The 18,603-nt window shown below is 46.9% G+C and carries 10 protein-coding genes and 2 pseudogenes; 4 read left to right on the top strand and 8 right to left on the bottom strand.

The window, feature by feature from the left end:
• Window positions 1-199: 199 nt before the first annotated feature.
• Entirely contained in the window at window positions 200-7,204 is a 7,005-nt protein-coding gene (locus HMPREF3091_RS10695; protein WP_070715775.1) for an Ig-like domain-containing protein, read from the bottom strand.
• A gap of 125 nt (window positions 7,205-7,329) precedes the next feature.
• Window positions 7,330-7,902: a hypothetical protein gene (locus HMPREF3091_RS10690; RefSeq protein ID WP_070715774.1), complete on the bottom strand. Its 573-nt coding sequence runs from the start codon at window positions 7,900-7,902 to the stop codon at window positions 7,330-7,332.
• 669 nt (window positions 7,903-8,571) lie between these two features.
• On the opposite strand from HMPREF3091_RS10690, the gene lysM reads away from it, so the two are divergent.
• On the top strand, window positions 8,572-9,021 hold the full coding sequence (lysM, locus tag HMPREF3091_RS10685; protein WP_070715772.1) for a peptidoglycan-binding protein LysM: 450 nt from the start codon (window positions 8,572-8,574) through the stop codon (window positions 9,019-9,021).
• A 207-nt stretch (window positions 9,022-9,228) separates the two neighbouring features.
• Here lysM and HMPREF3091_RS10680 read toward each other — a convergent pair whose 3' ends face one another.
• The 5 genes from HMPREF3091_RS10680 to HMPREF3091_RS10660 all read right to left on the bottom strand — a co-directional run bounded on the left by HMPREF3091_RS10680 (window position 9,229) and on the right by HMPREF3091_RS10660 (window position 15,667).
• Window positions 9,229-10,089: a UilS family quorum-quenching N-acyl-homoserine lactonase gene (locus HMPREF3091_RS10680; RefSeq protein ID WP_070715769.1), complete on the bottom strand. Its 861-nt coding sequence runs from the start codon at window positions 10,087-10,089 to the stop codon at window positions 9,229-9,231.
• Window positions 10,090-10,448: 359 nt separating this feature from the next.
• The gene (gene fos / locus HMPREF3091_RS10675; protein ID WP_070715767.1) at window positions 10,449-10,868 is read right to left on the bottom strand and encodes a fosfomycin resistance glutathione transferase; all 420 of its coding nucleotides are present in this window, start codon (window positions 10,866-10,868) and stop codon (window positions 10,449-10,451) included.
• Window positions 10,869-11,171: 303 nt separating this feature from the next.
• A complete protein-coding gene (locus HMPREF3091_RS10670) occupies window positions 11,172-12,545 on the bottom strand; it encodes a macrolide efflux RND transporter outer membrane subunit EtsC (RefSeq protein ID WP_070715765.1) in 1,374 nt (457 codons plus the stop codon).
• A gap of 3 nt (window positions 12,546-12,548) precedes the next feature.
• The gene (locus HMPREF3091_RS10665) at window positions 12,549-14,489 is read right to left on the bottom strand and encodes a MacB family efflux pump subunit (protein WP_070715762.1); all 1,941 of its coding nucleotides are present in this window, start codon (window positions 14,487-14,489) and stop codon (window positions 12,549-12,551) included.
• Window positions 14,486-15,667 carry a macrolide efflux RND transporter periplasmic adaptor subunit EtsA gene (locus HMPREF3091_RS10660; RefSeq protein WP_070715761.1) on the bottom strand — a complete coding sequence of 394 codons (1,182 nt, stop codon included), beginning with the start codon at window positions 15,665-15,667 and terminating at the stop codon, window positions 14,486-14,488. Before HMPREF3091_RS10660 ends, HMPREF3091_RS10665 begins: the two co-directional genes overlap by 4 nt.
• A gap of 218 nt (window positions 15,668-15,885) precedes the next feature.
• Here HMPREF3091_RS10660 and HMPREF3091_RS10655 point away from each other — a divergent pair.
• Together HMPREF3091_RS10655 and HMPREF3091_RS10650 are read left to right on the top strand one after the other, a co-directional pair.
• Window positions 15,886-16,376: pseudogene (locus HMPREF3091_RS10655) on the top strand (IS4 family transposase); the annotation flags it as partial.
• A 41-nt stretch (window positions 16,377-16,417) separates the two neighbouring features.
• Window positions 16,418-16,805: pseudogene (locus HMPREF3091_RS10650) on the top strand (transposase); the annotation flags it as partial.
• A 298-nt stretch (window positions 16,806-17,103) separates the two neighbouring features.
• Here HMPREF3091_RS10650 and HMPREF3091_RS10645 read toward each other — a convergent pair.
• A complete protein-coding gene (locus HMPREF3091_RS10645; RefSeq protein WP_070715759.1) occupies window positions 17,104-17,784 on the bottom strand; it encodes a Crp/Fnr family transcriptional regulator in 681 nt (226 codons plus the stop codon).
• 233 nt (window positions 17,785-18,017) lie between these two features.
• Between HMPREF3091_RS10645 and HMPREF3091_RS10640 the strand changes: the two genes are divergently transcribed.
• The coding region (locus HMPREF3091_RS10640; RefSeq protein WP_246839980.1) for a nucleoside hydrolase at window positions 18,018-18,603 on the top strand (586 nt) is incomplete at its 3' end.

Raw genomic sequence — 18,603 nt, 5'->3', positions numbered from 1 at the left:
TAACTTATAACCCCTGATCAAACTTTTTAATCCTTAGCCACTTGTTAGAATTTGTTACGTCTATAGAATAGGCATATTAGTATGGTCATACTAATCAATCCCCAACATGAATAAGCGTTACTCATGTCGAGGATTAATTAGCACCTTACTTTCTGATATTAAAGCTTTTTAGAGTCGCGTAGACCGTCCATACTTTGAATCAAAAACTATCGACTCTATCCACGTACATCCCGTCCCCGTTGCCCCCCCACCCATGGCTTTCTGAAGCCCAATAGGTGAATTCTTTATCACTATAATTAATAACAACGCCAACGCGATACCCACCCGTATGGTTACGCCAACAACTACTTGCGATTTGCACTGTACCGAACTGAATGTTTTGATTCGAACTAACGGTGCTATAAGAAGTAGGGAAAGGTCCTGATGTGTCGCTACCATTTTGAGTTGAGCTTACCTTAGCTTTCACAGACATTGGCGAAATAAGTTTCTTCCCACTAAAGTTTATACTGTCACCCGTCGCGACGGCATTATTCCAGTGCTCTCTTCCGAACGCACTTTCTTTACATGCATCATCAGTTCCGCTTGATGTCACTGTTTCGACATGGGAACGAACGGTAAGCGAAGTCCATATTTGATTTGGGTTTAAGTTTTTTACAATGACAGCAGAAGATAATTTACTACTCTCAAGATTACCATATCCCTTAGCAACCAGTCTTACATGTATTGTTTTTCCCCATAGATTAGCATTCGGATTAACAATAGTCGTTTTACTCCCAGATGGCGACGGCTCCTCTTTGCTGGCAAGAACATTATTATTACTGTCTAAAAGATAGACGGTCACGCTCTCAGGCTTACTGAACTCATCTGAGGCATCCGCACTCCAGGTCACTGTAAGTGTGTCATCTGTGAATACTGGCGTCCATGTGCCGGAACTGCCCTTACTTCCTCTACTGATGTAAGAGACATCGCCCAGACTAATAGATGGCTTCGAATACACCATCACATCGTAATACCCAGAACTGGCATTGTAATAGTCATTAGCAAGCACCGTAAGCGTCAGCCTGGTTTGCCCCTTGCTTATATTTCCTTGAACAGTACCTGAACCGGATATATTTACTACATTTGTATTACTTGACGTCCATTTAATATCGGCCTGCGACGTCAACGTGGTGACCGGTTCTTGAAGAGTGAAAACATCTTCATCCGTAGTTTTCATCAAGGATGTGTCGAAACTCACGTCAGCGGTCGCTTTGTTAAGTACATATACCACATCCGCCGAGGCAGCCATAAACTGATCTGTTTCTGGGGTACTGACCGTAACGGTCGTTGTTCCCGGTTTTACTGCCGTAAGCTTCCCGGTATTGTCTACGCTAACTACCGATCTATCTTTAGTGGCATACGTAGCAGTAAGCTCATTCTGTACATCGCTATTGGTATACGTAGCGGTGATATCCCGTTCCTTACCATCAGCCCATACTGCAGTAATAGGGTCACCTGTTCCGGCTTTTAACCCTGGGGTCGCTTTAGATACATTGAGTGTGTATGACGCCATCGCCTGATTATATTGCTCGTTCCCCGGCGTATACACCGACACTCTCGTACTGCCTGATTTCAACAGAGTAACTTTCCCACTCCCGTCAACCGTGGCCACGCTGCCATCTGAACTCGACCACTTTTGCTCCACGCCTTCAGGCATACCACGTACCACCTGAGACGCAGTGAAGCTTCTCGTCCATGTCACCGGCTGTTCAGCATTATCAAACCGTAAATCTGGTGTAATGGCACCGACAGTGACTGTAACGGGGTTACCGACTGTTGTACCGTCAACTTGTGCATTAAGAGTCACCGACCCTTTGGTTGTCGCAGTACCTGTTGCCACATAGCGTCCATTCTGCTGCTCCTGAACAGCACTGAGCTTAAATCCATTCAGAGAATTAGCGCCTTCAATTGTCACCGTTTTCCCCGTCACCGGATTGCCGTAACTGTCTTCAAGGCTGGCTGTGAATGTTACCGTGTCCTTACCGTCGGAGCCGATGCTGGTTTTATCTGCACCAAAGGCCGCATTCTTTATCTCTCCTGCGACCACGGCAACGTTGTCTGCCTGCATGTGGTTATCGCTATCAAGATAGGCGGTCATCTGGAGTTGGCCCGCAGTGTGGCTTTTCACCGTTGTGGTTGCGACACCTTTTTCATTGGTGCGCGACGTCGGCTCATAACTTTCCGCCTGACCACGAAGCTGCCAGGAAACCACCACATTTGTTAATGGGTTCCCCTGAGTGTCAGTTACCGTGGCACTGTAGGTTACCCCCTTCGTATCACCGGCTACCAGTGTGGTTTTATTAGGGCTGACAGCCGATAACTTCCAGCTGTCTGTATCCCCTTTCACCGTCAGTGTCCGGCTCTTGTTGAGCGTAGTATTACCCACTTTAGCCTTAAGTATGGCGCTACCGGCCTTGTCACTAGCCACCGTCATTGTATAGCGACCAGGTGCACTGTCATTTTCCTGACTTTCACCGATGTTCACATTCTTGTTGTTATCAGCGCTGAAACCGCTGACACTTTTCCCTGCAAGGGCATTGCCATTACTGTCTCGCAGCGTCAGCGTCAGCGTGGCTGTTTCTTTTCCGGCAACAATGACTGAAGGGGTAAGCGTCAGTTCTGAGCGATTTTCATCCACATCACCGGCACTGAATATCACATCTGGCGCCGCAGTAGTGCCTGACGGAAGAATGAGTTCCACTTTAGCAGTACCTACGAGCGCTCGAGTTAGCGTGACGCGGGCCGTGCCAGAGTCATCTGTACGTGTCACCTGTGAGCTGAGCGTGCTACCTTCATTTGCGCTCCATGTGACCGGGATACCCGCCCCCAGTGCATTTTCGTTAGCATCGGTCAGTACCGCTGTATACGTTACAACATCACCTACCGTGGCAGACGTCGGTGTCGCGCTAATGCTGCCTTTGACTTTAGCTGTATTATTATCGGCACTGAGCGTGAGTGAAGCAGTATGGTTGATGCGGATATTGCTCACATCCGCGCTGACCTGTGTGGTGCCTGCTTTTTTACCTGATACAGTTGCCTCATAGACGCCAGTCGATACCTCTTTGAAGGCGGATACGTTCATCTTCAGGTCTGACGCAAAACTCGCGCTTACCTTATCCTTGAGACCGGTCAGCAAGTTGCCTTCGGTATCTCGGGCAGTGACGCTGAGAGTAGCCGTTTCTTTTTCTGCAATAATGTGAGAAGGGGAGAGACTGAGTGAAGATTTATCCGCACTAATATCGCCAGCTGTGAAGTTAACGGCTTTATTTGCCTTTACAGGCGAACCGCCACCCAGCATAGCAGACACCCACGCCGTACCCGCAGCGCGACTACTTAACGTAATTTCAGCCACGCCGTTCGCATCAGTACTGCTCAGGCTTGAAGGGAGCGTGCCTAGCGTGGTATTCCAACCTACGGCAACGCCTTTAAGTTTTGTATTGCCATTTTTATCCTTAACTTGTGCTCGGATAGTCACGATTTCCTGTCCATCGGCCTTAGCCGTGTCAGCACCGGATATTGCCACATTATCAATCTGCGCAGAATCTTGGTTGGCTAAAAGAGCCAGTGGCGTCTGCAGGTTAACCGCACCGCTTTGCGCCGTCAGTGTCCATATTCCTTCGGTCGTTCCGGTAACCGCCGCCTGATAGACGCCTTCTCCCTTTTCAATTTGTGTAAAGTGGATACCTGATTGGCTGTCTGCTTGCCAGTCGATGTGCTTTCCTGCTACTGGGTTATCCCATTTATCCCGAAGAATAAGTGAGGCTAAAGCTTTTGACTGACCGTCTGCGGTAATAGATTGCGGAGAAACGGAAAGCTGACTATGCTCGCCGACAGGCTCCCCAGGCCCAAAATCAACCTGCGTCGAACCTTTGTGTCCATTATAAAGTACAGCCGTGACCGTCGTCAGTGTCGCCTGTGTTCCCAACAGTTTTACCGTCGCTTGACCTTTCTCATTGGTCTGGCTGACTGTATCGCTCAACTGGTTGTGATTGGTTTGCCATGCCACGCTCGTACCTGAAACGGGATTATTATCCCCATCAAGCACGGTGGCCGTCAGTGTGACTGGCTGAGTTTGTCCTGCCGTTGCCGATGTTGTATCTGGAACGACAGTCACATTGGCTGTCTGCTCATCGGGTAGTGCCTGTAGGGACAATGATTTCTCAGTGCCCTTGCCAAGAGAGGCGGAAACAGTCACCTGACCCGCATAGCGAGTACTCAGGGAGGCGGAAGCTATGCCATCGGGATCGGTTACCGGACGAGCTGGGGTAATCTCCGCTTTGTTGCCGTTGCTGAGTGTGACTTCCACCCCAGAAAGTGGGTTGCCGTGGGTGTCTGTTACGCTGACGGTGAGTGTTGCGGTATCTGTACCATTAGCCGTCAGCGTCTGTTTATTGCTGGTCAGCGTTTTAATAACAGGACTTTGCTTGTCAGCAATAAAGGTAAACGGAGAGGTTGATTTTGATGACGCATTTGTAGATGCGGTCACGACTACGTCACTGTAGGCGCGCGTACTGGTAACTTCTGCTTCTGCTATCCCTTGTTCAGAGGTCAGGGTTTGTGAACGTTTAAAGGATACGATGCTGCTGTCCTTGTTGGATTTCCAGTCTACCGGAATACCGGAAAGCGGGTTGCCATTCTGGTCTTTGATAAGCGCTCTGAATGTCACCGCAGTGGCGCCGTCAGCAATACCGGATGCCGCTGTCGTATCCACAGACGTCACAATGGCAGTCGCATTATTGCCGGTGAATGTGGTCTCTTTTGAGACTGACTGGCCATTAACGCTGGCTGCCACATGCGAAGTACCGGCAACGGTGCTGGTTAGGGGGGTGGTGACCATCCCTTGGATATCTGTTTTAACGGTTTTTTCTGCAAGTACGGCACCATTATCTGCATCAAGTGTGACCAAGATGTCTGGTACGGCATTGCCCTGCGCATCGGTAACGCGGGCTGTCACTGTTTTTTGTGTTTTACCATCCGCCAGTGAAACTTCAGGAATAATACTGAAATTCTTTTTCTCAATCCGCGCCGTATTCTGGTCAGAACGGAATGAAAGCTTCAGTGTCTTACTCCCTTTGTCGTTAATACTGGCCGTGATGGTTGTTTCACCGGCACGCAGGGAGGTTACCGGAACAATGACAGTACCATCGGGCTCAGTGATAGCCGTTCCTGTCACAGTCGCGCCATTATTTGCTTTGAGAGTGACGGGCTGACTGGGTACAGGATTATTTTGTGCGTCAACAACCTTCACTCGGAAACTATTCTGCGATCGGCCATCAGCAATGGCATTGTTTTCAATCACGTCTAGACCGTCAACGAGGGCGGTAGTGTTGTCTGCTGTCAGCGTGACATTAGCCGATGCAAAATGGACGTTTCGGGCTGATGGTGTCAGCGTGAAAGCTTCCGGTAGGGTTCCTGCTGTAACTTTCATCACATATTCGCCAGCGGCACGCCGGGTGAATGTCGACACGGTGGCATTGCTGCTCCCGCGAAGTTTAGATGTTTTATCAATACTGATTTCTTTTTCAGTAATATCAACAGGATGTCCTTCTTTGTCATTCACCTTCAGGACAAACTCTTGCTGCGAACTCCCGTTTGCAGGCAGTGTCGCGATAGAGGGGGAGAGCGAACTGGTCGTGGTATCAATCGCCGCTTGGGTGACGGTAACCTGAGTGTCAGCCCGGCTAGAGACATTCCCTTTTTTGTCCACGGCCACACCGCTCACGGTGTAGCTGTTAATGCCCCCCGTACCGGAGTGATATGTCGGCATGACAACGGCCCAGCCACTGCCGTTCTGCAAGATTTTACCTCCGGCAGCAATCAGTGCCGACGCTGACCAGTCGATATGCTCCAGCCCATATTTGCTTGTCACGGAGACCCCGAGTGATTTTTGCTCACCGGCATAGCCTGTGACTAAATCTGCCGTTTTGAGACGGATCACTTCTTTCTTACGGTATTCCAAAACAATATTATTGTTGCGTTCGACGAGGTCATAACGGCTACCCGCCAGGCTGCGCATAGCCGCCACGGCATCAGGGTTAACCTGCTGTTGCCACGGCACACCAAGTTGGTAAGTCATGTCAACAGCAAAGCGAGTGTCATTCTCGCTCGATTTGCCCTGCCTTTGCTCGGCACTGAGTGTGATTAACGGCACGGGGGTGTAGGTTATTCCCGCCGTTATGGCGTGGGGGTCTCGTTGGCGATTGTCTTTACCAAACAGTCCAACTTCTTGGCCGTAATATTGTTCATAGGTCAGTTTACCCCCCAACTGCGGTAGCACTGGGAGCCAAGCCTGCGCACGCACATCCCAACCATTAGCCGGCCGTTCTTCATAATCGGTAACATCAGGCGAGTTTTTCCAATTAGTCAGACGTTGATATCCATTTACACCCAACTTTAAGAAATCGCGCCAATACTCCAGTCCCAACCCCATGCGAGCGTGGTCACGCGACAGGTCATAGTCCAAAAAGGTATTCCCTCCCAACATCCACGTATCAGTGAACCAGCGATATCCCATCCCTAGGTTTGACTGGGTGCGGTCATCTGTACGGTGCAGACTGGCTTGGGTGAAGACAAGACTGTCCTTTTGCTCATACAAAGGGACAAGCAGGTCAAACTGAGAGTTTTTGAGGGAGAAGTGCTTGTTGGTATCAAGTTGTACTCTTGCCGTACCAAACCGGCTTAGCCACTGCTGAATTTCACTACTGGCCGCGCCAGAGGCCATCCCGAGAGCCATCGATGCCGTCGCGTCGCCGTTTGGACTCTGGCTTAGAAATGCGCCCGCTTGTGAAGCCATCCCAGCCAGTTTTTGATTTTCTGCATCGTCGTGAAGCGTGCCAGACGCCTCAACCGCACTGCTTTGTTGTTTATCCCACGTGATAGTGGATAGCGGCGCGTAAGGAACGTCGAGTTCATCCCCCGGTTGCAGATGGTCAAAACCATGCGAAAAAGTACGTAGTTGGTTTAATTGGCGCAGTGCTGACAGCGGCATATTGTATTTTTTCGCCACTGACTCAGCGCTTTCTCCTGATGTCAGGGTGTAGACCTTTGTTGGCATTGGCGTATGGTTATCGGTGCTTTCCAAAAAGTGTCGGTCGCTATCCGCACCCGCCATCATCGGGGTGAAGGCGCCTACCAGCGGGAAAGCGATTTGGGTGATAATATTCACCCACGCTATTACCTGCGTCTTGCGCGGACACTTGAGTATTTTCTTATTATGTTGTGGATTAATGGAGTGTGAGCTCACTGTATTATTTCTCTATATCGTTATGTTAGATGTGGATTAGATGAAATCTAAATGAGGCGTATGCCCGCATTCGGATGCGTTTGTAATGACGAGGGGAATGGGTTACGTGGTGTATAAAAACGGACAAAATCGTTGATGTGGTTAAAGCCCAATTTCTTAAGTGCGCGTTTACGCCAGTAGTAAGCGTTTTTTATCGATATGTTCATCCATGCGGCCACCGCATGCATATCGTGAACTAACAGATAGCGATTTAAAGCGGTCCACTCTTTTACGCATAGAGACACACCGGTGTCATTTCCTTTCCTAGGCTGTAACGTCCCGTTCATCCATGACAACACTGACTCACGCATACTGTGCAGGCTTGTTTTGGTAACAAGAACGACGGCATGCGTCCCAAGGGTTTGTTGGTGAATGATGGGCGTCTCTTCATCAACTAAAAGGAGGACGGGAAAGTGCAACTGATAAGAGACGCTTTGCAGCCACTGAAGGTTACGCGTTATTTCGAGCGGAGAGCAATCGACCAGCGCGATAATGCAATATGCCGCGTATTCCACGCGATAATGGCTGAAATCATGAGGTAAGGGGGCAATATCCCATTTGGCCTCAGGTATCAGTTCCATAAGACCAGTTGAAAACAGGGGAGAAGCAGTAAACAACCTGACTAGTGGAGGAGATACATTGCAATGGACTAAGGGATGCATGGTTTTCGGCTCCAAGATATAAATACCGTGCCTGAAAACAGAAGCAATGTTGCTCGAGAACTCACGCGGAGTTCATAAGCAGGGACAATGATTAATTAGTCAGTCACGGAAGGTGACTAATTAAAACACAAGTGTTATTGATCAGCAAAAGCGATCAATAATGCAGTAACCATCGGTATAAACAATCAATTGCTTGGTGATTGATCGATCATGACGATCATTAATTAAGTCGAATATTAAAGAATATTCTTAATATTCAGAGAGAAAGCACGAATTATCAAAAAAGGATATAAACGGTAAAATTGCGGTCATAGGAGAAATGCCGTCATATTATGAAATAATTTATTACATTTTAGGCTGCAGGAATTGTTAAGGTATATCTTGATGGTTTAAGGCCCCATATAAAGGGGCATAGCCGTAGTGCTGTAATTGTAGTGGTATAAAACTGATGACGATTGATGCTCATAATTTCGATGCCACAACTGAACTGATATATCAAGGCATATACCCTACCTTTTGACTGTATATGGGCATATAGATATAGGTTCTAATAAAAATATCTTTTAACAATAAAAGAGGAATAGATAGATGGGATTATTGAATTTTGTAAAAGAAGCGGGTGAAAAGGTTTGGGATACGGTGTCAGGCGGAAGCAAGAAAGATCAGGCTGCTAATTTAAAAAAACATATTGAAAGTCTTAACTTGCCCGGTGCTGAAAAAATCAATATTGATGTTGCTGAAGATGGTACTGCAACGGTAACAGGCGACGTGAGCTCACAGCAAGATAAAGAAAAAATTTTGGTTGCAGTAGGTAATGTTACTGGGGTTGCGCAGGTCAATGATAGCGTTACTGTCACGCAAAGCGGAGCAGAAAGTCGTTATTATACGGTGAAATCCGGTGATACCTTAAGCGCCATTTCAAAAGCGATGTATGGTTCAGCGAATAATTATCAGCGTATCTTTGAAGCCAATAAACCGATGCTGACGCATCCCGATAAAATCTATCCAGGTCAGGTGCTGATTATCCCCGCGCAGTAAGCTATAAATCAGTAATTTTTTAAGTAGCAACTGTAGCTATAGATAGTTTGTACTGGGATTAATTAATTTAGGCTTTGGCCTGCTAGGTGGGCAGGCCAGTAAGTATAAGCCACTACATAGCCTAGTGTAAGCGAAGCTAAAGATGCATCATCTGATACTAATATTAACGGCAGGTTATGTTGAGCCTGCCGTTAGCCGCTATCTAAATTACAGGTATGTTCTAAACCATTCGGTCTGAATTGCGATAACCTGCTTAAAGTGCTCTCCGGTATAAATGTCGTAATGATGGGCGCTGTTTTCCTCATATAACTTTTTTTCTTTTGCCGAAACAGCATCAAACAATGCCCGCCCCTGTTCCGGCGGATTAACCCTATCTTCACCAGCGATAACGACTAAGGTTGGGCATGTCACCTGTGAGGCATTTAATGCAGGTTTGTACAGCAGGGTTTCCCTCACTGTGAGAAAAGGTATTTTTATGTCCATCTTTGGATACTGCGCCCTGTTGTCTTCAAAAAATGATTTTGATTCCGTATCACTCAGTACTCGGTTGACCCCAACGAACATTTCTTTGCCGGTACGTTTCTGCTTTTCAGACATTTTGTCCAAAGTTAAAAGAAAAGCATGTTTCTCCGCCTCATTCATCTTCCCTGTGACGATTTCTTCACCGTCAGCAAAGGCTAGCTGACTGACAATACATTTTATTTCAGGGTTCCTGACAGCTGCGCCAAATACGTGACATCCACCGAATGATGTGCCCCAGAGGCCAATACGCTGTGCATCGAGGGTAGTCTTTTCTTTTGCCCAGTTAATGACAGAAATAATATCGTCAATCTGCATAGCAGGAACTAGACGTCCGCATTCGCCGTCACTGTCCCCAAAACCCCGATAGTCGAACGTGATGGTGGAAAACCCTGCACGAGTAAATGCTTCAGCAAAATTAGGGAGCAGAATCTCTCTGATACCACAGAAACCATGACACAAAATGATTACTGGAGTTTTTTTACAGCTTGTGGGGGAACGAAGCGTCAAAACGATGCCATTAGAAAGATTATGTATAGAAATTTCCATCAGTATTAGTATCCTTTTAGGCTTAATGTGTACTAGACATTAATATTACATTATATAATCCCTTCCGAGATTAAAAATATGATTACAAACCACTAAATATCATGATCACAACGGTATATTAGCTATCTGACTTATCCCGAAAAACTAATTTATTCACAGTTCATCAGACTATTTTTTTAAACCAATATAAATGATTTCGTTGACGCTGAAGCTATCAGTTGGACTGAGTCAGAGAATTACTATGCAGAAAAAGCAATTTTGTTAAGTGGTAAATATTTACGAGATGAAATGGCGTTTTCTTTTCATAACATATAGCATACATGAATATTCCTAAGCACAACTGGTATACAGGTATTTCACTAACATCGTGGGTATACATTTAAAAAAAAATTCATACCAGCATAAGGTTTGTCCTTGCACGAGTTTAATCTAGACTCCAAGTTCCCGCAATGTGCTTCGAGTTTGTGCCCATCTGGATCCAGGAAGTAAACAGATTCTCCTTCACTCTTATTAGTTTTCCATTCAGAAACTTCGAACGCTTTCAATTTCTCTTTGAACGCTGCCATTTCGCGTTCCTCTATGTTGAAGGCATAATGCGTATAATCTTGTTTAGTATCGACTCGGTCGACAGATAAGCAAAGCCAAAGGTGCCCTAGCGACAAATACGCGCCAGAATTCCATTTTGCCCTTGGTGTAAATCCAAGTATATTCGTATAAAAGTCGAAGCTGACATCGACATCATTAACTGCAAATGTTATATGGTTAATATTTGTTAGCATAGTTTACTTGCCTCAGTGATTAAAGCTAATTTAAGAATCTATTTAGACCATAAAAATTATGAGAATGCCATGTTTAATCTTCTGTATGGAACAGGGAATCCTGTCGACTGCAAATTTAAAATCTCTGTCGCAGAAGTGAACTGAAGTTGGAAAAAGTAGTGTTTACGTACATTTAAGCAACCAACAAATAAAGAGAGTTTGCGGATGAGAAGCCCTAAGATAGGCAAAATATAAGGAAAATGTTAAACGACCTCTGAGAGCGATAAGTTAATTTTCTTTCTGTTGAGAATGGATCCGCTGCATTCAAGGAAAAGCCACCGTGCCACCAAACTCCAGATATATTTTTGCCAGGTTATTAAACTGATTAAAACGATTATCATTCAGTAGTAACTCGGTCTGACGACGTTTTTCCTGAGCATCAAGCCAGAAAGAAATTCTTGCTGCCCCCTGTCGATAGCGTACTTCGTTTAGCTTCTCTGATTTCTTAGCCAACTCGAGACCTTTACGCAGACGAGTTTCCTGAGCAATAAATTGATCACGCAATGAAAGTGCATCTTCTATGCTACTCATCGCCTTGTAAAGTTGCTGTTTAAACTCCAGCAACCGGAGCTCGTACTCGTTGCGGGCAATCTTTACTTCTATTCCCTTTTCTCTCCACTCTAGAAAGGGCAGCGTTAGACTTGCGCTAATAGAACCGACAGGATTATGCAGAAAGGTCACTAGCGTATTGCTGCTGGTACCAAGTGAGCCGGTTAAACTGAATGCAGGATAAAATTTAGCACGTCGGATATCAACAGTGGCCAATGCTTCACGCACCCGCCACTCTTTAGCACTGATATCAGGCCTATGCTGAAGCACGCTTACTGGAATATTTGCACAGACCAACGGCAACTGCCCCGTTGGTAACGTTTGCGGCTCGACAATCGGGGTGCTCGGCGCGGTGCCAAGCAGAACAGCTTGCTGATTAAGCGCCTGTAAACGTTCATGCTGCAATTCGGTCAGCCTATTCTCTTGGGATAGCACACCCTGCTGAGCATCTACCACATCTAAATAGGAAGTGCTGCCCGCTGCGTAGCGAGCATTAGCCAAGCGTAAGGTCTCTTTTGCGTAGTCAATACTTTGTTGAAGGATAGAGAGTTGCTGGTTAATAGACCCGATCCGCCAGTAGTTATTACTGGCATCTGATAGCAGTGTTAGGCGAGCGGAGCGCAAATCCTCTTCTGAAGCGTGACGAGCCCATTCCGCCGCGTCACGCTGGCGCGCTATCTTACCCCATAAGTCTAACTCGTAGCTGGTATCGAGATTAGTTGATGTGCTTTTGTACCATTCAGCTGAGCTGTCAAGTTGTTTTCTGGCGTTCATTCCCAGCGAACCTTTAAGTCCCGGATCGTTTGTGATACTAACACGCTCCTCATCCAGTCGGGCTCGATATAATCGTAGAACTGCCGCGGCCACGTCACTATTGCTTGCCATAACCTGCCGTAGCCAGCCTTCGAGGGCTGGATCATTAAACGCTTGCCAGTTGAACGGCTCCGTTGTCTCTTCTGAAATATCATCCTGATGCCAGCTCACAGGATACTTTACCTCAGGTGCGTGATAATCACTTTTAAGGGTATTTGCACACCCTGAAATAAGTAGAGCAGCAATGCATACAGCTAATGGTGATAATGTTTTCATGAATTATTCGCTGGCCAATGAAACGACCGGATCCATCCTTGCCGCCTTTCGAGCAGGGAGATAACCGAAGATCATGCCTATTAAAGTTGAGCAGAAAAAAGCCAAGGTGGCGGCCTTCCATGAATAAATAGCGGTAAACATGCTCCCCGCTAGCGCAGTAAACAGCGCTCCAGCAGCGTACGACAACGCAATTCCGAGCGCACCGCCGATAATACACACCAACACGGCCTCAATCATGAACTGCTGCATGATATCGCTCCTCCGTGCACCAACAGCCATGCGAACGCCAATCTCATGGGTACGTTCGGTCACCGACACCAGCATAATGTTCATTACACCGATACTGCCGATCATCAGCGAGATGCTGGCCACCATCAGAATCAAGATACTGAAGGTCATCGAGGTACGTTCGACTGATTTTCGAATCTGCTCGAAATTATAGAGCTGGAAGTCTTTCACTCCATGGCGTTGGGTCAAAAGTTGAGAGATCGCGCTGACCGCTGCTTCATTAGGAACGTTGTCTCTAAGTCGGACACTGATACTGGTCAATACAGGCTTCCCTACCATACGGTACATCACTGTACTGTAAGGCATCCAAACGTTAATACGGTTGGGCGCATAGCTGCGGTTATTGCTTTTGGCGATGCCGACTACCCGCACAGGTACTGAGCCAAGAAAGACGATTTGCCCCAATGCTTCACGTCCTGCATCGTCAAATAATGCCTTACGGGCATTTTCATCAATAATGGCTTCTTGCAGCGCATTTCTGTCGTCAAGGAAAGTTGCTCCCTGCAAAAGCGCAATCCCATTAACGCGAAAATGATCGCGTCCGACGCCGTAGATAGTGGCGGTAGCCGATTTTCCGAGAAAACGAATATTGTCAGAAGCGTTAACTTCGGGACTAACGCTGTCAACAAATCCCTGTTTTGCTAACGCCTCTGCATCTGCTGGAACCAACGTGCGGATACCTTCGGTACTGTCGTCAAAAAAATCCCTTCCCGGATAGATGCTGACCACATTAGTTCCCAGTTCTTTAATATTTTCTAGGGTTCGCTGCTTTGCACCTTCTCCTAGCGCGACGACCGTAATAACTGCAGCGATGCCAAAAATAATGCCCGTCATGGTTAACGTCGTGCGCAGACGGTGCGCATTCATCGCCTTTAGCGCCATTTGTAGAGACTCACGGGTGCGGTCGAACATACTCCGCCAACGGCTTTGCTGAACCCTATCAGGAGGAACGAGAGCAACCCCAGAGGTAGCGCGACTACCGTTATCAGAGATTATTTCTCCGTCACGCAGCTCAATGATACGGTTAGCGTGCTGTGCTACCTTCATATCGTGAGTCACCATAACCACGGTGTGACCACGCTGATTCAGTTCGCGGAGTATTGCTAGTACCTCCTGACCTGATTGAGTATCTAGCGCACCGGTTGGCTCATCTGCTAGGATGACCTCACCACCGTTGATAAGCGAGCGGGCAATACTTACACGCTGCTGCTGACCGCCGGAAAGCTCTCCAGGTTTATGGTGTTCACGACCTTCTAGCCCAAGCCTACCAAGCAATGAGGCAGCGCGCAGACGGCGCTTGTCGCGCTCGCAATTAGCATAAATAGCCGGAATTTCGACGTTACCTAACGCGCTAAGGTCGGGCATCAAGTGGTAACGCTGGAATATAAAGCCGATATGCTCGCGGCGGATCCTTGCCAGTTCATCTGGTGAAAGTTGTGCCGCATTTTGGCCGCTGATGTAATAGTCGCCGTAATCAGGGACGTCGAGACAGCCCATGATATTCATCAGAGTTGACTTACCGGAACCGGAGGCCCCGATGATCGCTACCAGCTCTCCAGCAGCGATAGTCAGCTCAATCTCTTTTAGCACAGTAAGAGCCTGCCCACCGTTGGTATAGATGCGACTGACACCCTTTAGCTCGATGATATTACTCAAAGTACAAAACCTTCCCCAGGTGCTTTCTCACCTGGTTGCGACAGCACAACATTTTCCCCAGCTTTTAAACCTTCAAGGATCTGAATATCCACGCTGTTGGTAATCCCTGTTTTGACCTCGCGGTTTTCCAGTTTGTTATCATGGGTCAACACCTGGACCTGCAGCTTATTACCATTGATTTTATGCACTGCCTGAATCGGAACTAATAGTGTGTTTTTAGCCTCGTCGGCCAACAATGTAACCTGTGCTGTCATAGCAATACGCAGCCGGTTTTCTGGGTTTGGGACATCCAGCAGTGCATTGTAATACACCGAGGCATTTGAGGTGCCTGAGGCCGAGGTGCTGTTGGCAAGCGAATCGTCTTTCATAACTGACTCTGGTGCTAATTCAACGGTACGTAGCGTGGCGTCATAGTGCTTATCTGGATCTGAGAAAATGGTAAATCTGGCTTTTTGCCCCGGCGAAATTCGTGTGATATCCGCCTCAGAGATTTGGGCTTTAATGGTCATAACATCAAGACGGGCGAGTTTGATAATGGTCGGTGCACTTTGGCTGGAGTTCACTGTCTGGCCTTGTTGGGTGACAACTGCAATAACAATTCCGTCCATAGGAGCAACAACCTTCGTATAGCTCAGATCGACCTTTTTCTTATCGACATCGATCTGCGCTTGGACGAGTTTGGCATTTAATGACAGCAATTCAGCACGTGTGGTGGCCAGCGTGGCTTCGGCAGTTTCGAAATCTTCTTGCGAGCTAGCATCCTCTCTTAGCATCTTTCGTTGACGCTTAAAACGCAGTTCTGCCTGTTTCAATAGTGCCTGCTTTGCCTGAAGGTCAGCTTTAACAACATTGAATGCAGCTTCTGAGTTGCGCAAATCATTACGCTGAGGCATGTCATCGATATCGGCAATAGACTGTCCTTTTAGGACACGGTCGCCTAACTTAACTTTCAGCGACTTGACCTGACCAGAGACTTGAGCACCCACGTTAACCCGTTCAATCGCGTCGATGCGGCCAGTAGCAAGTACGGCGTTTTCAATATCGCCGACGCGCGCCAAAGCGGTAACGTAATCAGGAGGCTGTGGGGTTCTCAGGAAGAAGAAAACGACAATGATAAGAAGAATTAGCAGAACTACAGTAGAGATGAATACGCGATGAACGGGCAATTTTAATGGCATTACACAGATTTTCCATAACGATAAACACGCTGTGGCTCGGGAATCAGAGTGCTTCATCCAATAGCGACTAGAGGTAAAGAGTGCACTCATTTTAGCAAATCGCAATCGAAATTTTCACTACGTAATTTATCCCGCCTAACCGATAAATAGCCATAATGATTTTTTTCATACCATTATATAACCGAAATAGTAGTTCAAGGGACCAATTACATTGAATTAACAGCGTGATGCTGTTCGACAGAGGGTTCTGGCCAACAGGGCTGTTGCACTACTGGCACCAGTCTGGGGAAAATCGGCACAGGCTCTGCTGCCGCTGAGGAAAGGTACACAGTATGAGATAGTACGCAGGCTGGGCAAGCAGAATGAGCTTATCATGCTAAAGACCACTGCTCAGGCCCGAAAGCGGTGGGAAGGACTGCCGGACACGCTTGCCGTCCGGTTAATCAGGCGCAAGGTTAACGGTCTGGAGCATCAGGTTATCACGTAGATGACAGATGCAATGCGTTACCAGGCAGCAGACATAGCAGAGCGGTATAAACCCCGATGGGAAATTGAGCTGGGTTATCGCGAGACCAACCAGACCTTGCTGGGCAGCTAATGGACGGTGCGCAGCAAACTGCCTGAAATGGTGAGACAGGAGCTGTGGGGAATACTGCTGACATACAATCTTGTGCGCTATCAGATAGTGAAGATAGCGTTCAGTCTGAAAAGAAATGTAGTGGCATAGTATATTTAACCACCTGATTAAAGATGATATTCTCGCCTCAACATAAAACAGGTGACTTAATGAACAAGAAAACTAAGCGTACTTTCATCCCTGAGTTCAGGCTGGAATGTGCACAGCTGATTGTTGATAAAGGCTACTCATATCGACAAGCCAGTGAGGCTATGAATGTCGGCTCTACCACGCTTGAGACCTGGGTACGCCATCTCAGGCGAGAGCGTCAGGGGATTACGCCCTCAGCAACCCCCATTACTGCAGAGCAGCAACGTATCCGCGAGCTGAAAAAAGCAGGTTCGCCGCTTGAAGGAACAGAATACGATATTAAAAAAAGGCTACCGCGCTCTTGATGTCCGACTCTCTGGACGGTTCACGATAGTCGTCAGGCTGAGTGACAGCCACACGGTTGTTAGCTTAAGCGGCAGACATGCCACGGAGTTGGTGGCAGAAAGGGAAACGATGGCTTCTGACACAGGCAGCGGGATAAGTAAGTCTTAAAGAAGGATTTCAGATTAAAAATACGCCGGAAACAACATTTTATTACTATAACGTTCCCAACGATATGTCATCACAGCAATCTTGACATAGATACTCATGGTCAGCAAATTTTTAAAATGATGATTCAGTTTCCTAACCACGAACAAGTTTAAACATATTACGTAACTCGAGTTGAAAGAGCTATCCAAAGAATATGCAAGATCCAGACGCAGTGATGTCAAAGGTCAACAGGTCTATGATGAATGACTACTGATTTGTTTTTATGGCTGATCATGCCGCTCCTGTTTAACTTTTCCAACGCTCTCGTGAGCTGTCTGACAGAAATGCCCAACATTGATGCCATAGCCTCCCGCTTGATTAACTGAAAACTATTACCATAAATCATTGATTGTATATAAAGATAACGATGTAGCCTCTCCGAGGCAGTCAGCAGCATGGATACTTTATTCTGGGAGGTTTCAAAAACTTTTTTAGCCAGATGCTGGCACAGGAATTTGAGAAACCTGTCGTCATTTAACCCAGAGGTATGTAAAGCCTGTTCCGGGAATAAAATAACGCGTGATGCCTGTAACGCCTGCACTGTACTGAATGTGCTGTGTTGGCAATCATCACAAAAAAGTTCTAAGTCACCCACCACAGACAGTGCATTCTGCACGGTAAAAATAATATTGCCGCCATCTTTTTCATACTGGCTAATCTGAAGCATACCATCGACGAGAAGATATATGCCTAGAGGTCGACTATTCTGCATAATCAAAAAATTATTCCTATGTAGGGTAATTAATTTCGCTGCGGACAATAGACCTTCAGGAATTATGGTATCAATGCTGAATGACCGGAGATAGTCTATTATCTGATGTTCTTTGCCCTGATGACTTATTAACACTGGCACATTCATCTTATCTTTCCCCTTTATATTCCGGTGCTTCCGGAACGTCTTTGCTACCTTCCTGATATCCAATCAACATAATTCTGAATATGTATTCCAGCTATGGGTAGGCTATGAATGGTCGTGATGAAGCATAGCTGAGTCGCATCTGTATCGGCAATACCGACAGCAAAAAATGGCCACATGTCCTTTTTTTGCTGTCAGGCTAATGCCAGAGTGAAGCCATCCACAGACAGGAGGGCATGATGAGAAAATTACTTATTGATACAGATACGGCTTCTGATGACGCAGTGGCATTACTGATGGCGCTGCGGGAACCATCAGTCAAGGTGGAAGCTATAACGGTGGTCGCGGGCAACTGTAAACTGGAACAATGTGTGCGTAATGCGCTGGTTAGCGTTGAAAGAGCCGGTACATATATTCCGCCTGTTTATGCAGGAATGACCCGTCCCCTTATGAGAGATCCTTTTGTTTCTCATCATATCCATGGGGCTGATGGAATGGGGGATATGGACATTTCATCACCCGCGCTGAAACAGGAACCTCTGCATGCGGTTGATGCAATTATTGACTATTCCGAAAAGTATGCAGGCGAATTGGAGACCGTCACACTTGGGCCGCTGACCAACTTGGCGATGGCCGTACTAAAGTCCCCCGCGCTCATCGAGAAAATAAAGCATGTGTACGTTATGGGAGGCGCCGGCCTGACCCCAGGGAATATAACACCTCTCGCTGAGTTTAATTTTTATGTTGATGCCGAGGCTGCCGACATTGTCATCAAATCAGGTTTAGCGCTTACCGTGGTTGGTTGGGAAATAGGCATGGGTG

It is taken from the genome of Hafnia sp. HMSC23F03 (assembly GCF_001816025.1).
In the GTDB taxonomy this organism is placed as follows: Bacteria; Pseudomonadota; Gammaproteobacteria; order Enterobacterales; family Enterobacteriaceae; genus Hafnia; species Hafnia paralvei.
This window is presented reverse-complemented; position numbering and strand designations above follow the sequence as displayed.

What these genes read in the sequence shown, in the direction of transcription:
- HMPREF3091_RS10690 (WP_070715774.1), bottom strand. Translation starts at nt 7,902, where the DNA reads ATGGAACTGATACCTGAGGCCAAATGGGATATTGCCCCCTTACCTCAT.
- lysM (WP_070715772.1), top strand. Translation starts at nt 8,572, where the DNA reads ATGGGATTATTGAATTTTGTAAAAGAAGCGGGTGAAAAGGTTTGGGAT.
- HMPREF3091_RS10680 (WP_070715769.1), bottom strand. Translation starts at nt 10,089, where the DNA reads ATGGAAATTTCTATACATAATCTTTCTAATGGCATCGTTTTGACGCTT.
- fos (WP_070715767.1), bottom strand. Translation starts at nt 10,868, where the DNA reads ATGCTAACAAATATTAACCATATAACATTTGCAGTTAATGATGTCGAT.
- HMPREF3091_RS10670 (WP_070715765.1), bottom strand. Translation starts at nt 12,545, where the DNA reads ATGAAAACATTATCACCATTAGCTGTATGCATTGCTGCTCTACTTATT.
- HMPREF3091_RS10660 (WP_070715761.1), bottom strand. Translation starts at nt 15,667, where the DNA reads ATGCCATTAAAATTGCCCGTTCATCGCGTATTCATCTCTACTGTAGTT.
- HMPREF3091_RS10645 (WP_070715759.1), bottom strand. Translation starts at nt 17,784, where the DNA reads ATGAATGTGCCAGTGTTAATAAGTCATCAGGGCAAAGAACATCAGATA.